The organism is Lewinella sp. W8, from assembly GCF_004375085.3.
Taxonomy (GTDB): domain Bacteria; phylum Bacteroidota; class Bacteroidia; order Chitinophagales; family Saprospiraceae; genus Neolewinella.
Map to the genome: position 1 here is coordinate 1 of NZ_SNAQ03000026.1, position 14674 is coordinate 14674.

The window sequence follows — 14674 nt, forward strand, 5'->3', positions numbered from 1 at the left end:
ACAAGCAATCAATGCCGTACGTAACAAAATCATCAAAGTCCTTTATGCCTGCCTGGAAAAAGACACTATGTATTGCAAAAAGTATCATCAAAACTTGCAAGGACTATAGTAATCGGAGCAGCTCGTTACACTCGACAGCTTCGAGGAGCGCTCTGAGGAAGATCGTGAAGCCGGTCCTCGGAGCTGTCTTAGCGGGGCCATCGGCCCAGTTGCTGCTCAGAGGTCTCGGTTCTTGAAACAAGAAGCCTTGTAATTTTTACAAACTGAACAGCAATCAGCCGACAAGCTTCTAGCGCCTTCTGTATCCTTCAGCCTCAAACCTAAATCCTAAATCACCCCCTCCCGCTTCAACTCCTTATCCGCAAAGTCCACCGCCCGGGCCGTCAGGGCCATGTAGGTGATGGAGGGGTTCTGGGTGCCGGCGCTGGTCATGCAGGCGCCGTCGGTCACGAAGACGTTCGGTACGGCATGCACCTGATTCCACTTGTTGAGCACGCTGGTCCTGGGATCGCGGCCCATCCGGGCCGTGCCCATCTCGTGGATGCAGGCGCCGGGCGCCGTGGGAGCATTGTAGACGCTCACGTCTTCACAGCCCGCCGCCACTAGCATTTCTTCCAAACAGGCAATGCCGTCTTCGCGGAGCTTCCGCTCGTTCTCCTTCAAACTGGCGTCAAAGCGGATGACGGGAATCCCCCACTGATCGGTATTCTCGGTGAGGTACATCCGGTTTTCGTGGTAGGGCAGCAGCTCGCCGAAGCAGGTGATGTTGAGGCGCCATTCGCCCGGACTGGTGATGGCCTCCTTCAGCTCCGCCCCGGGGGCGGCGTTCGTGTTGATGCCCCGGGCCGCACCGCCCTGGTAGCCGAAGCCCCGTACGTAATCGTCGCGGCGGGTCGCCTCGTCGATGTTCCGGAAGCGGGGGATGTAGAACCCACCCGGACGACGGCCCTTGTAGTACTTGTCTTTGAGGCCCGTGAAGACCCCGGAACCACCCATGCCGTAGTGGTGGTCCATCATATTGTGGCCCAGCTCTCCGCTGTCGTTGCCGAGGCCGTTGGGGAAGCGCTCGGATTTGGAGTTGAGCATGATCGCCGTACTGCCGATCGTGCTGGCGTTGCAGAACACGATGGTGCTGAAGTATTCCCGGCTTTCCTTCGTTTCGGTGTCGATGACGTTCACGCCCGTCACGCGCTGGGTGGCGTCGTCGTACTTCAGGCTGTGCACGATGCTGTTCGGGATGATCGTCAGGTTGCCCGTTTCGTTGGCCACGGGAATGGTGGCCGAAACGCTGCTGAAGTAGCCACCAAAGGGACAGCCCCGCCAGCAGCGGTCGCGGGCCTGGCACTGCCCCCGCGAGCCCTTGTGCAGGTCGGGATTGTACTGCGAGAGGTTCGCCACCCGGCCGGGCGTCACCGTCCGCTCGGGGAAGGCCGCTTCCACGGCCTGCTTGAAGTGATCCTCCATGCAGTTGAGCTCAAAGGGCGGGAGGAATTCTCCGTCCGGAACCTGCTTGAGCCCCTCCTTCTTACCGGAAACGCCCACGAATTTCTCGACGTAGCTGTACCAGGGAGCGATGTCCGCGTAGCGGATGGGCCAGTCGACGGCGATGCCCTCCTTCATGTTGGCCTCGAAGTCAATGTCGCTCCACCGGTAGCAGTGGCGCCCCCACATGATGGATCGCCCGCCCACGTGGTGACCACGAATCCAGTCGAAGCGCTGGTCCTCCTCGTAGGGGTATTCATCGTCCTTGTTGATCCAGTGCAGATTATCGGCGTTGACCCACCAACTGAGGCGGTTCTGCTTTTTGTAGTGCGCCTGAATTTCTTCCCGCGGAACACTGCCCTGGAACTCAAAATCCCAGCTGTCCATATTGGCCGTTGGGTAGTCACCGTGCTTCACCATCCGGCCGCGCTCCAGCATCAGGACTTTGTAGCCCTTCTTGCAGAGTTCCATGGCGGCGAATCCTCCACTGATGCCCGAGCCAATCACGATGGCATCGTAGGTGACTTCCGCTTTTCCCTGGGAATTGAAATTCATGATCTGATTGACTTTAAGGATAATGTGTAGTAAAAAAATCAGGGCGACGACCCCGAGTTTTGCTTCGCAGCTACCTTCGGTGGTCGTAACTCGTCGGGGCCATCGATTCTAAATAGCATGCGACGGAGCGCAGGTGCCAGGGGACAAGGAATGAAGGAAAGAATGATTGAAGGATTGAATAATTCAGTCATTCACTCCTTCAATCCTTCAGTCACTTCCTTGGCACCTGCGCGCCGTCGCCCTCAGTAATCTGACAAAAGAACCGTGGCTTAAATCGCCCAGGCCTTACCGCCGGTGAGTTCCTGCAGATCACCACAGGGGATGTACTCACCCGGAACCGGCTCGTAGGCCAGCATTGTCGTGGCAACTTCCTCCGAACCGAAGTAGCTGCCGATCACGGAAGACTTGACCTCGAAGTAGGTGTCGCGAATGGCCTGTTCATTCTCCGACTTGGCGGCCCAGTCCGTGTCCCGATTTTTAAACATCTCGTCCATTTCCTGGAGATAGGCGAGTGCCTCATCGTCCGATTTTTCGGCGAACCCGTCGGCGTTCATTTTGGCCATCAGCAGACCGATGCCCTCGCGGGAGGCTGCCTGGGCTTCAGCGCCAAATACTTCGGCCACCATTTTGTCCATCGTAGCGGGTACACCGACGTCGAGCGCCCCCGGCGTGCCGTCGGAAGGAATCATCAGGTCGGCCACCCGGGAGATGAAACCGAATTCATCCTCACCAAAGAATTTTGGCGTGTAGGCTTCCGCCGCCATTGCCGTATCGGCCTTACAGCCCGACAACAGGGCCGAGGCCACGGGCGCACTGATGGCCGCCCCGGTCAGGTAGGCGGTGTAGCGTAGAATTTCTCTTCTGTTCATCTTAGATATTCATCTTTTTGAGCTCATTCACCGCGTGGTCCGCAGCGCGGGCAGTAAAGGCCATATAAGTTAAGGAAGGATTGACGCAGGCCGCCGAGGTCATGAAGGCACCGTCCGTCATGTAGACGTTGGGGGCCGCCCAGAGGCGGTTATGCTTGTCCACAACGCTGTTGCGCTTGTTGGTTCCCATACGGGCCATCCCCATTTCGTGGATGCCCAGTCCGGGGTAACTGTGCGCGTTCCAGGTGTTGACGTTTTTGAAGCCGGCGGCTTCCAGCATTTCGGCCGCGTCGTTCATCATTCGGTCCACCATGGCGTATTCGTTCTCCTTCCAGGAGGCGTTGAAGGTCAGCGTCGGCAGTCCGTCCTTGTCCAGTTCGTCGCGGTTGATCGTCATCCGGTTATCGGAGTACGGCAGCGTCTCGGCAAAGGCCGTTACGCCCATTTGCCAGGGACCGGGAGCTACCATGGCCTCCTTCAGTCCGGGACCAACCTTGACGTTGAGTTCCCGTACGGAGCGCATCCAGTTCGTCCGGCTCGCCCCGCCCTGGTAACCCCAGCCGCGCACAAAGTCCTTGCTCTTGCTGGCGGCGTCTCCGAGGTTCTGGTAGCGGGGAATGTACACGCCGTTGGGCTTCCGCCCCTTGTAGTACTTATCACCGTACTCGTCCAGCACACCCCGGGCGCCCACCCGGAAGTGGTGGTCCATGATGTTGCCGCCGAGTTCACCACTGACGTCCAGGGGCATTTCTTCTTCGTGCTCCGTGTTCATCACGATGTAGCTGGAAGGAATGGCCGAGGCGCAGAGGAAGACCACCTTGGCGTAGAATTCGAGGTCCTCGCCGGTTTCGGTATCCCGTACGCGGACGCCCTTGGCCTTTCCGTTCTCCTTGTCCATGATGAGGCTGTAGACGGAGGAGTTGGGGCGCAGGGTCATGTTGCCGGTAGCTTCGGCTACTGGAATCGTGGACGACACACTGCTGAAGTAGCCGCCGTAAGGACAACCACGGATACAGCGGTTGCGGTACTGACACTGTCCGCGGGTCCCCTTGTGGATGGCGGGGTCGTAGGCCGTCAGGTGAGCTACCCGACCGGCGGTGATGACCCGGCCGCCCATGTTCTTGGCTACTCCCTGGCGGAAATGATCTTCGGCGCAGTTCAGAGGCATCATGGGCAGGAACTTCCCGTCGGGAAGTTGCGGAAGTCCCAGTAATTCTCCACTGATGCCGGCGAAGGTTTCTACGTAGTCGTACCACGGAGCAATATCGTCGTACCTAATGGGCCAGGGAGTACCAAAACCATCCTTAGCGTTGGCCTCGAAGTCCATTTGGCTCCAGCGGTAACTGTGCCGGCCCCACATGATGGAGCGCCCACCGACGTGGTAGCCACGAATCCAGTCAAATCGTTGGTCTTCGGAGTAGGGATGCTCATCGTCCTTGACGAACCACTTCTTGTGGGCCTGGCGGACGGTGTATCCCGTACGAATTTGCTTGAAGTAATGTTTTTCAATTTCTTCCTGGGGGACCTGGTTGTTGTGGGGTAGATCCCAATCGTCGAGGCTGGCCGTTTCGTAGTCTGCGACGTGCTTAACCATGCGTCCCTTTTCCAGGACGAGGGTCTTTAACCCTTTCTCACACAGTTCTTTTGCTGCCCAACCTCCGCTGATCCCAGTACCCACCACGATGGCGTCGTAGGTGACTTCGTTGTCACCCTGAGAGTTAAACTTCATATTAAAAAGATGCTTTATGCTTTTGCGGATACGTTCACTAATGACGACGGCAATTTACGAATAAAGTTTTGTCATCCTAAACCCCATGGGTATGAATGACGGCCGCCCAACTTTAGGCACCGAAGAATTATTGGGAAACTCCCGTAGAATCACCTACTGAAACCAACTCCTTACCCGTTCCCATACACCGGGTTTCTTTACCCGTGCCCGGGCGGGCGGGACCGAAATCTGCAAATGGATAAATTCGTCTGTGAAACCCCGGTTGGGGATGGATACGGGTGCCGGAGGGTGATCATTCAGGATGGGCGCCGGTGGTGGTGTATCCCTTTTACGGGGATCTAGTGGGCGAAAATTGTCCACCCGGAAAAAATACAGCTGATCGTATTCCGCCAGGGTATCCCGTACGCCTCGGTTACTCCAGATGGCTAGCTGATCCACGGGAACCCCGTAAATGGCGGCGATCTGCTGCAGGCTGGTGTCGGCGTTTCCGGCTACGGTGCTGTACTGATTGTAGTGGCGGTCTCCGTTCAGTTCACCCCGGTCGAGTAGCGGCGAGGACCACGGGAGGTGGAAGGAGCTTTCGGGACGGTCAGCGGCATACGTTTTCAGGTACTCCTTCATGGCGGGCATTACCCGGCTGGGGAGCCGGAGGCGATGGCCCCCGCGCATCCCCGGAAGATACCCCTTCAGGTACTGGGGGTTGAGCTCGATCACGACCTCCGGCCGCAGGCCGGTCACCTGGGCCACCCGGTGCAGGCTGATTGTCCGGTAAACGGTGATGGCCTCCGTGATCTGGAGGTCCAGCTCCATGGACGCAGCCTGGATATCGTGCTCGTGAAAGAAGGTCATGAGGTAGGTGGCCGCAATGATGTTGGGCACGTAGTTGCGGGTTTCGCGCGGAAGGTGCCGACGTATTTTCCAGAAATCCCTGCTTCGACTCCGACGGAGGGCACGGTTGACGTTTCCCGGGCCACAGTTGTAGGCCGCCAGTGCCAGGGCCCAGTCTTCGTAACGTTCGTACTGGATTTTGAGGTATTCCAGTCCGGCGGCACACCCCAGCTCCGCATCCAGTCGCTCGTCGAGCAGTTCATTGACGATCAGCCCGTGCTCCCGGGCGGTTCCGGGCATCAGCTGCCAAAGTCCGCCCGCTCCGGCGTGGCTGGTGGCGTAGGGCCGCAGAGCACTCTCCTGCACGGTGATGTATTTGAGGGAGAGCGGCATACCCGCCGCCCGCAGCTGTTCTTCAAAAACCGGAAAATAGCGGATGGCCCGGGCGAGCAATCGCCGACTGGTGCGGGGCCAGTGTTCCAGATAGTTGATGATGCGGCGTTTGACTACGTCGTCCAGCCGGTGTTCCATCAGGGCGGTATCCAGTAAGGACAGACGGGCTTTGACCAGCGAATCGCTGATGGCCATGATGTGTGTTGCCTTAGCCTCCGTTGACATCCGCGCAAAACCCGTTCCGGTTAGCGTGGGTAAAACACAAAAACAGAAGCCCATCAACAGAAGAATCCGTTGGGGAGATCTCAAAGCTGGGGAAGAATAGTTCGGTGGACAAGATAACAAGGATTGGGAGAAGTAATGCTCCTCCTCCCGGTGCCGTCCCGGAATCTTTCCGAAAAAAGGTGAAATAATCATCAATTTCCGAAAAACCACAAATGCCTGATAATCAATATTTTGATGTTTCATTATCCGTTTTTAAACGTTTATATACGTATAAAAACGTAAGTATCCGTTTAATTGACGACTAGTGCTTGCGGCTGCCTTCACCTTTGCCATGTCACCAATGGGAAGGTTCTGATGCACTCAGATACCAACCGCTGGCGGCGCCTTCATCACGGGTCGCGTCAAAATGGATACCCACCCGGCGCGGCTATTAAATCATCGCATAATTCATTTATCATGCAAGTACGTAATTCCATCACCCTCATCGGCAACCTCGGCAGTGATCCCCAAATGACTACCCTGCCCTCGGGCACCCTGGTCACCGAATTCTCCCTGGCCACCAACGACTACTACCGGGACCGGGAAGGCAACCGCCAGACCCGTACGGAATGGCACCGCGTCAAGGCCTACGGCAAGTTGGCGGAGCTGTTTGACCAGTACCTGGAGCGGGGCTCCCAGGTGGCCATTGTGGGCAGTATGCGCTACAACAAGTGGATCGACAAATACGACCAGACCCGCATCACGGCCGAGGTAGTGGCCAATTCCTTCACCTTCCTGAGTCCGGGCAAAACGCAGGAAGCCGCCGAGCAGGAAGCGGCCCTGGTGGCCGAGCCCGAGCCCGCCAAGCCCGCCCCCAAGCGGGCTAAACGCTCGGCGACGAAAAAAGCCAAAGCCGTGGCTACCGCCCCGGCTGACGGCGACGATCTCCCCTTCTAAGCAACGGCTTGGGGGACCCCTTCTAACCTATTTTTTAACCCAGCGGTACTGGAAGGGACATTTTGCATCCGTTTGGTTCATCCGCCGCTACTTACGCCAAACTCAAACCTGGTAAGTCTTATCAACGTAAACAGCAGGATGGCCACACCACCGGTATTTTCCTTCGGGGAAATGCCGGTTTTTTATTTGACCACCTTGAGGCTAAGATCCAGGCTCGTGGCGGAGTGCGTCAGTGCCCCTACGGAAATGAAGTCGACCCCCGTCTGGGCGATCTCCCGGATGCTCTCCAGGGTGATGCCACCACTGGCTTCCACCTCATATTGTTTGTTGATGTGGGCCACGGCTTCGCGCATGATGGGCACCTCGAAATTATCGAGCATGATGCGGTCTACCTGACCGACCTGAAGGACTTCCATGAGCTCCACGAGATTCCGCACCTCTACCGTGATGGGGAGTTCCATATTGTTTTCCCGGAAGAACTTCTGCACCCCCTCAATGGCCGCAGTAATGGAGCCCGCCGCATCAATGTGGTTATCCTTGATCATGATGCGGTCGTAGAGTCCGTCGCGGTAGTTGTGGCAGCCCCCCAGGCGGACGGCCCACTTCTCCAGAAAGCGGAGATTCGGCGTTGTCTTGCGGGTGTCCAGTACCTTAACGGGAAGATCTTCCACTTCAAAGGCGTAGCGATTGGAGAGGGTGGCAATACCGCTCATCCGCTGCATGGTGTTCAGCACCAGACGTTCGGCCCGGAGAAGGGCGCGGGAATTGCAGGTAACGAAGAAGGCTTCGTCTCCCACGTGCATCAGGTCGCCGTCGTTCATCCGCTGATCGAATTCAGCGGTAGGGTCAACGGCCTGAAAGATCATTTTGGCCACTTCCACGCCGGCAAGTACCCCGACGTCCTTGACCAGCAGTCGGGCGGTATCCCGGTTGGTGGCGGGAATGGTGGCTTCACTCGTGAAGTCGCCGGGGCCGACGTCTTCGGCAAGCGCCTCATCGATGAATTGCAGGATTCGTTGGCGGAAGGTTTCTGATATTTGAGAATCTGACATAAGCACCAGCCGGTTTACTCGTATATTTATTTGGAAGCGCAAAGGTACGCGGAGATGAAGGAAGTAGCCGAATTTTACCAGGACGCCCGCCGCCAGTGGGGAGAGGCAATCCACGATCAGTGGCCCGCCATTGCGCGGGCCTACCGGGGACGCGCCTACCATAACCTGGAGCACCTCGGGGAAATGATTACCCACCTCACGGCCCTACCGGTTCTGCCGGCACCCGCGTCCTCGCCCACCTTTGCCATGGCCCTGATCTACCACGATTACGTGTACCGGCCCACCCGGGGAGATAATGAAGCGAAAAGTGCCGACGTTTGCGTGGAACACCTGAGCGGTACGGACGCTTCACTGACGCAGCTAGAGCGCTGCCGGCAACTCATCATGGCCACCAAAACCCATCGGCCCTCCGCCAGCGACGATGGCGGAGAAGCCCTCCTGATTGACTTGGACCTGGCGGTGCTGGCCCGTCCGGCCGAAAAATACCGGCAATACGTGAAGGCCATCCGCAAGGAATTCTGGATGTACCCCGGAGTGCTTTATCGCCCCGGCCGCATCAAGGTGCTGCGGCACTTCCTCGACCAGGAGCACATCTACAAAACGGCCTACGGCCGCGAACATTACGAAGCGCGAGCCAGAAAAAATCTGACCGCAGAACTCCGGCAACTCGGTGGGCAGCCCTAATTATTGAGCAGCAGTTCGATGTCCTTCATGAGGTAGTTTACTTCTTCCTCGTCCAGCCCGCTGGCGTAGGAGCGGACCCTACCCTCGCGGTCCAGGAGTACAATGTATCCACTGTGGTCAAATCCGCCGGGAGCCGCCGCGTTTTCCTCGGCGATGCTCATGTAGTCCTGATCCAGCTCGTAGATCTCGAACTTGTCGCCGTGCACAAAGCGCCAGCGATCCATGTCCGTAATGCCCAGTTTTTCGGCGTAGGCCTTCATCTTTTCCGGGGTATCCCGCTTAGGATCCACGGTGAAGGACAGCAGGGCAAAGTCGGGGTGATCGCCAAATTCCGCTTCCAGGCGTAACATCTGGCCCTTCACTCTGGGGCAAATCGTCGGGCAGGAGGTAAAGAAAAATTCGGCGACGTGTACCTTCCCGAGGAAATCTTTATTCGATACCGGCCGGTTGAGTTGGTCCACGAACTGCCAGTCGCGCACGGGTTGCGGGTCAATTTTGCCCGTTACGGGGTCCGTCGGGTGATTTCCGGGGAAGCCCAGCGAGTCAATCAGGTACTCTCCGGTTTTCGGATCCTGGGCGTGACGTCGGTAGTAGTCGGGCAAGTCGTTGTTTTCCCGGGTAATCAGGTTGCCGTCTCCGCACGCAAAAAACAGTACGGAAAAGCACAGGGGCAGGAATTGAGTAAGGCGCATGGTGGTAATGGAAGATTCAGTGCAAGAACCCCATTTTCCGGCAACTGGTTGTCAGGGAAACCTCATATCCTCCAACGGTTACGGATGGTCCATTATGGATTCGGACTTTTCCGGCGTCCCTACGGAAAACCACATGGAACCCTCTCCGAAATTTGCGTCCATCATTTTTCTGGTGCTGCTGGCCATTGTCCTTTGCCTGTAGCCCAAAAGACGAATGCACCGTCGAGTGTCCTCAACGGTGCATGCTTCCTAATAACTCAACAACAATTCAACGGTCGTGACTACCGCCCGTGAATTTTCATTTTAATGAAGTCCTCGGCGGAACTTCCTTTGTCTTTACGATTTTTGATGAACTCACCCGTCACGCCATGGATGCGCAGCTTGACCAGTTCCTTGGCGGTAACGTTCTTCAGGCCCGCCTCCTGAATGGACTGGGCGAATCGGGGAGTCACGCCATGAATTCTGGCGCTGATGAAGTCCTGCATCCCCATGTCGGTGTAGCCCAGTTTACGCAGACCGTCGATGAACTCACCGTCCACGCCGTGGATGGTCGCGCTCTTCACGTCTTCGAAATTGGTGACTTCCAATCCGGTGGCCATGATGGCGTCCAGGCGCCGCTGGCTCACCCCGTGGATTTTAGCTCCGACGATTTCGTCCACCGTCAGGCTGGTGAAGCCATTTTTGCGCAACATCTGCACGTATTCACCGTCCACGCCGTGGATGGTCATCTGCTTGGCCTGATCCAGGGTAAGGTCACCGAGACCGGCGGACTTCATGTCCGCAATCCGTCGGGTGGATACGCCGTGGATGCGGGCGGCAACAACCTCCTGGGCACTCAGGTTTTTGTAGCCCAGCTCATTGAGCTCATTCACGTAATCAACGTCAACGCCGTGAATGGACATCTCCAGTACCTGATCAAAATTGAGTCCCGTAAACCCGGCCTTGGCCATGCCTTCCAGGTAGCCGGGCTTAACGCCGTGGATTTTTGCCTTCACGAGGTCGTTCAGGCTCAGTTTCCCGAATCCGGCGTCGGCCATGTAGTTGATGTAATCTTCGGTGACGCCGTGAATCTGTAATTCCACCAGCTTGTTGAAGGGTACCTGTCCGTAGCCCCGCTGACGCAGTGCGGCCACCCGGCCCTGAATGTCCTTCAGGTCCTTGAAGAAGATGGCGGCTTCGAGCAGCGCCTCCTTGTCACCACCGTAGCCCTGGTTGTCGAGGTAGGTCAGGTATTCCTGATCCACGTCGGCCATGAACAGCAACATCATTTCCTGGTCGTCAAATCCGCGGTATCCGAGGCGGTCCAGTTCCCGGGAAAAGGTGGGACTGGCCGTCCAGGTGAAGGTGCCGAAACCTTCGTTGCCTTCAAAGGTGCCCTTCATGCTCATCTCACCGGCCGTACGCCGGATGGCAAAGGAACCCACTTCCCCTCCCCGGGGCAGCCCTCCGGAGATTTCGCTCATGGCGAAACAGCGTTGGCTGTTCCAGTTCCAGTTATTACCGTTGCTGCGGTTCTTGGACATGAACTGGATGCAAATCTCATTACCCTCGATTTCTGCCGTCCAACTGTTCAGGGCGGCGTTAACGTCGGTGATCCGGGGGCGTACGGGCATCGGTGCCGGAGCGGGTACCGGCACAACGTTAAGGGTTGGCGTCGGGGCAGGAGCCGGCACGGTGGGCACCCCGGGGCTGACGGGTACCGGAGGAGCCGGCGTAGCGTTCGGGGTCTCCGCCGGGGAAACGGTCGGAGCCGGAGCCACCGAGACCACGGGGGCGGGTGCCGGCACCGGAGCGGCCGTCGGCGCGGGCGGCACCGGTGGTGCCGGAGATTGGGCTACGGCGTTAAATTGCAACATCGACAGCAGGAACAGGGGCAGAATGCTCAGGTATTTCCAACCCGAGCGTAGGGAGGATCTTTTAGTTTTCATCATACTGATTCTTTTTTCCAGCAGCTTTTGGTTGTAGCTGGTGGTTAATCCAAGGGGTAAATTGGGAACGGCCACCTTCAGGAGGCTCATCTGATAATCAATGGGGTCTTCTCCCTGACGGAGGACTTCCGCGTCCGTCAGAAATTCCAGGTTGTTTTCAATCGCGGCGCGGTACCACCAGGCAAAGGGGTTAAACCACTGTACCACGACCAGGGCTTCGGCAATCAATAAATCAAGACTGTGTCGCTGGCGGACGTGCACGGCTTCGTGCTGGACGATCTGGTGAAAGGTATCCGGGTCATAGCGGTTGGGGTTGAGGAAAACCCGGTTCCAGAAGGAGTAGGGAGCGGCATCCTCATCGATCTCCACCAGGTGAAAACCTCCGGCGTCAAATCCGGGGTTGCGCAGCACCTTCACCAGGAGGTACCCCGCCTGGATGAGAAAATGTGCCCCAAAAACCACGAACCCGGCCAGATACACCCACCAAACGATGTTCCACCAGTCGACAGTCCGGGTGATCCGCTCCGCCGCGATGGGCGAAATGCTCGCCTCTTCGGCTACTTCCACCCGCTGGGCGGGAGGCTCAGCCCGTGCGGGCGCGTCCGTCTGCCCGGGGTTTTCCGCCATCGCCGCAGACTTTGCCAACAACTCGGCGGTAGAGGTTTCGGCGGGCGCCGTGGTCGTCTCCGCTTCCACCGAAACGATATGGTTCTTTAAGGACCAGGCCGCCGGCACCGTTACCAACGGCAGGGTGAGCGAGGCCGCCAGACAGGCCAGCAGGATGTAGCGATTGAGCTCAAAGTGGGTCTCCCGCCGCAGCAAAAGCCAGTAATAGGCAAAGGAGGCCGCCAGCAACAGACCGGCGTGAATTAAATACATCATTTCTCCTGACTTTTGATCATTTTGAGGATGCGTTCCAGATCCTGAGCGTCCAGTTTTTGCTCCTTGGCAAAGTAGTTGACTAGCTTCATCGGGGAATCGTCGAAAAAGCCGCGCACCACGTCGTCCACCACTTCTTCCTGATAGTCTTCCTTACTCACCACGGCGAAATAGCGGTAGGCGTTACCCAGCTTTTCGTGGTCGACGAAACCCTTATCCTCTAGCAGCTTTACCATCGTGGATACGGAGTTGTAATGGGGCTTTGGGTCGGGTAATTGCTCGACAATCTCCTTGATGAAAGCCTTCTCCAGATGCCAGATGGCCTGCATGATCTGGGCTTCTCTTTTTGCGAGTTTTCGCATAACTACTAATTGATTAGTACAAAGGTAGTCCTAATGAATTAGTATTGCAACTAATCGATTAGTATTTAACGTTTGACCCGCCTTTATTACCGTGCTAGAAGATCACCCGCAACCGCGTCCAACCGTCTTCCTCGGTCGCCAGCTGGTAAGTAGCTTCGTGCCCCTCTAGGATGTCTCGGGTGAGGGTCAGGCCCACTCCCTGCCCCGTGGGCTTGGTGCTGAAGAAGGGCGTAAAGACCTGATCCGCCACCTCCGCGGGGATCCCGGCTCCGTTGTCCGCAATGACGAAGCCGGAGGGGTAACTGGAAGAAGTGATTTTGATGAAGCCTCCCCGCCCGATACTCTCCCGGGCGTTGGTCAGGGCATTGACGACCACCTGTTCGATCTGGGCGGCGTCGGCCTCAATGAAGGTAGGCTCGGCGGAGAGTTTATAGGTCAATTCGATGTCGGACTCCCGAAGGACCGATTCCATCACCTCCCCCGTGCGGTGCAGAAGTTCGTTCAGGTCGATCCGCTTTTTATCCGGTGCTGGCAAGCGCACCACCCGGGCGAATTTGCGCATGAAGCTGGTCATGTTCTCGGCCCGGTTGATGACGACGGGTAAGAATTCTTCGGAGAGTTCCGTCAAATCCTGGGGCGTATCCCGCGCCGTATCCAACAGGGTGCGCAGCACGGAGGTAATCGCCGCGTTGGAATTATTGACCTCGTGGGCCATCATCCGGATCACCTTGCCGTAGGCCTCCCGTTCCGCCGCCAGGATGTCGGTGGTGACGTCCTGAACGATCAGAAATCCGCGCTCAAACCCGCGGTCAATAAAGGAAGAATACTCGACGTGATAGCGGCGGTTGCCGGGGCCGATGAAGACCCGCGTCAGGTTATCGCGGGGGGGCTGAACCGTGGTACCGGTGGGAGGAATTTCCTGACTTTCTGGAATATTCGTTTGGGGGGCACCGGTGTGCAGGTGCAGTGCGGGCTCGAGGACAGCCGTGCGAAAATCCAGCTGCTTGCACTGGTTTTCCATCCAAGCGTTCATGGAGCTGACCCGCCCCTCAAAGTCCAGAATGACCACCCCCACTTCGGCCGCGGCCAGCAGCTGGTCCAGAAATTCCTCCTGCTGCCGACTGCTCACCCGTTCGGCCCGTAGTTGGTCGATCATCCGGTTGTATACATTTACCAACCGGTCCATTTCGGCGCTTCCCGTTGGGGAGAGCTTGACGGTGAAGTCCTGGTCCGCCATGGCCTGTGCCCCCCGGCTCAGCAGGGCCACGGGAGCGATGATGGACTTGTACAACTTCATGGCCAGGTAGGCCGAGAAAAAGACGACGATCTCGACCAGCAGAAAGGAAAATCCGGTGGTGTCCAGGGCCATACTGACCGCAACGGCCAGGGCAACGTGAAGCACCAGAAGGTAAATGATATACTTAGCCGCGGAGGTCATTACTATTCTCTTTTCAGGATCAGGCCTCCGCAAGGTACGATTCCGTTCGTGGCGGAATCGTACCTGTACTCAGCAACCGATCATTCTACGGTTACGCGTTTAACGGGCTTTTCTTCCTCCGGGGGAAGGTCCCGAATGCTTAGGGTCAGCAGGCCGTTGGCAAACTTAGCCTTGATCTCTTCCCGATCAGCTCCCGGCTGCAGCAAGAACCGCTTCTCAACGGTCTCCATCCGGAATTGCTGGACGATGTATTCGCCTTCGGACCGCTCCTCTTCCTGTTTCTTAGCGCTGACGATCAGGGTGTCGTTACGAACTTCCACCGTGATGTCCTCGCGGGAAAAACCCGGAAGTGCGATGTCAAAGGAAAGCAGGCCCTCGCTTTTGCGCACGTTTACGGGGGCATCGTCGGTATCGTGATAAAGATCAAAGACGGACTTACCCAAAAAGTGGCGGCTATGGGCATCGGGGTTCATCATCGGAAGACGACGATCCTCGCGGTAGGTTTTGATATCTGGGAATGCCATGGTTCGATGGTTTTGGCTAATGCATTATTGCACCCGGAACCTACACCCTACCCTGCGCTATCGCGCTGATTTTCGTCACGTCAAAAGATGATTTCCAC

12 protein-coding genes are annotated in these 14674 nt (G+C 57.3%); 2 read left to right on the plus strand and 10 right to left on the minus strand.

The genetic code is table 11. The features are described from left to right. Positions 1-327: 327 nt before the first annotated feature. From E1J53_RS21890 to E1J53_RS21905, 4 genes are all read right to left on the minus strand, one after another. Entirely contained in the window at positions 328-2037 is a 1710-nt protein-coding gene (locus E1J53_RS21890) for a GMC oxidoreductase (RefSeq protein WP_134274564.1), read from the minus strand. 269 nt (positions 2038-2306) lie between these two features. Beyond that, the gene (locus E1J53_RS21895) at positions 2307-2906 is read right to left on the minus strand and encodes a gluconate 2-dehydrogenase subunit 3 family protein (RefSeq protein ID WP_134274565.1); all 600 of its coding nucleotides are present in this window, start codon (positions 2904-2906) and stop codon (positions 2307-2309) included. A gap of 1 nt (position 2907) precedes the next feature. Further along, positions 2908-4635 (minus strand): GMC oxidoreductase, encoded by a 1728-nt coding sequence (locus E1J53_RS21900; RefSeq protein WP_134274566.1) that lies wholly within the window; start codon positions 4633-4635, stop codon positions 2908-2910. 153 nt (positions 4636-4788) lie between these two features. Continuing rightward, a complete protein-coding gene (locus tag E1J53_RS21905; RefSeq protein WP_173021601.1) occupies positions 4789-6051 on the minus strand; it encodes a lytic transglycosylase domain-containing protein in 1263 nt (420 codons plus the stop codon). Positions 6052-6537: 486 nt separating this feature from the next. On the opposite strand from E1J53_RS21905, the gene ssb reads away from it, so the two are divergent. After that, positions 6538-7017: a single-stranded DNA-binding protein gene (ssb, locus tag E1J53_RS21910; protein WP_134274568.1), complete on the plus strand. Its 480-nt coding sequence runs from the start codon at positions 6538-6540 to the stop codon at positions 7015-7017. A gap of 182 nt (positions 7018-7199) precedes the next feature. Here the strand turns inward: ssb and nadC are convergent, their stop codons facing one another. After that, positions 7200-8069 (minus strand): carboxylating nicotinate-nucleotide diphosphorylase, encoded by an 870-nt coding sequence (gene nadC / locus E1J53_RS21915; RefSeq protein ID WP_134274569.1) that lies wholly within the window; start codon positions 8067-8069, stop codon positions 7200-7202. Between the two features lie 54 nt (positions 8070-8123). Between nadC and E1J53_RS21920 the strand changes: the two genes are divergently transcribed. Next, positions 8124-8753 carry a hypothetical protein gene (locus E1J53_RS21920; RefSeq protein ID WP_134274570.1) on the plus strand — a complete coding sequence of 210 codons (630 nt, stop codon included), beginning with the start codon at positions 8124-8126 and terminating at the stop codon, positions 8751-8753. Here E1J53_RS21920 and E1J53_RS21925 read toward each other — a convergent pair. From E1J53_RS21925 to E1J53_RS21945, 5 genes are all read right to left on the minus strand, one after another. After that, the gene (locus tag E1J53_RS21925) at positions 8750-9445 is read right to left on the minus strand and encodes an SCO family protein (protein WP_134274571.1); all 696 of its coding nucleotides are present in this window, start codon (positions 9443-9445) and stop codon (positions 8750-8752) included. The genes E1J53_RS21920 and E1J53_RS21925 overlap by 4 nt on opposite strands. 281 nt (positions 9446-9726) lie before the next feature. Continuing rightward, positions 9727-12255, minus strand: a complete 2529-nt coding sequence (locus E1J53_RS24560; protein ID WP_134274572.1) for a M56 family metallopeptidase — start codon at positions 12253-12255, stop codon at positions 9727-9729. After that, complete coding sequence (locus E1J53_RS21935) at positions 12252-12614, minus strand: BlaI/MecI/CopY family transcriptional regulator (RefSeq protein WP_134274573.1); 363 nt, start codon at positions 12612-12614, stop codon at positions 12252-12254. The genes E1J53_RS24560 and E1J53_RS21935 overlap by 4 nt, the downstream gene beginning before the upstream one ends. A 94-nt stretch (positions 12615-12708) precedes the next feature. After that, positions 12709-14052, minus strand: a complete 1344-nt coding sequence (locus E1J53_RS21940) for a PAS domain-containing sensor histidine kinase (RefSeq protein ID WP_134274574.1) — start codon at positions 14050-14052, stop codon at positions 12709-12711. 80 nt (positions 14053-14132) lie between these two features. After that, positions 14133-14576 carry an Hsp20/alpha crystallin family protein gene (locus tag E1J53_RS21945; RefSeq protein WP_134274575.1) on the minus strand — a complete coding sequence of 148 codons (444 nt, stop codon included), beginning with the start codon at positions 14574-14576 and terminating at the stop codon, positions 14133-14135. Between the last annotated feature and the right edge of the window lie 98 nt (positions 14577-14674).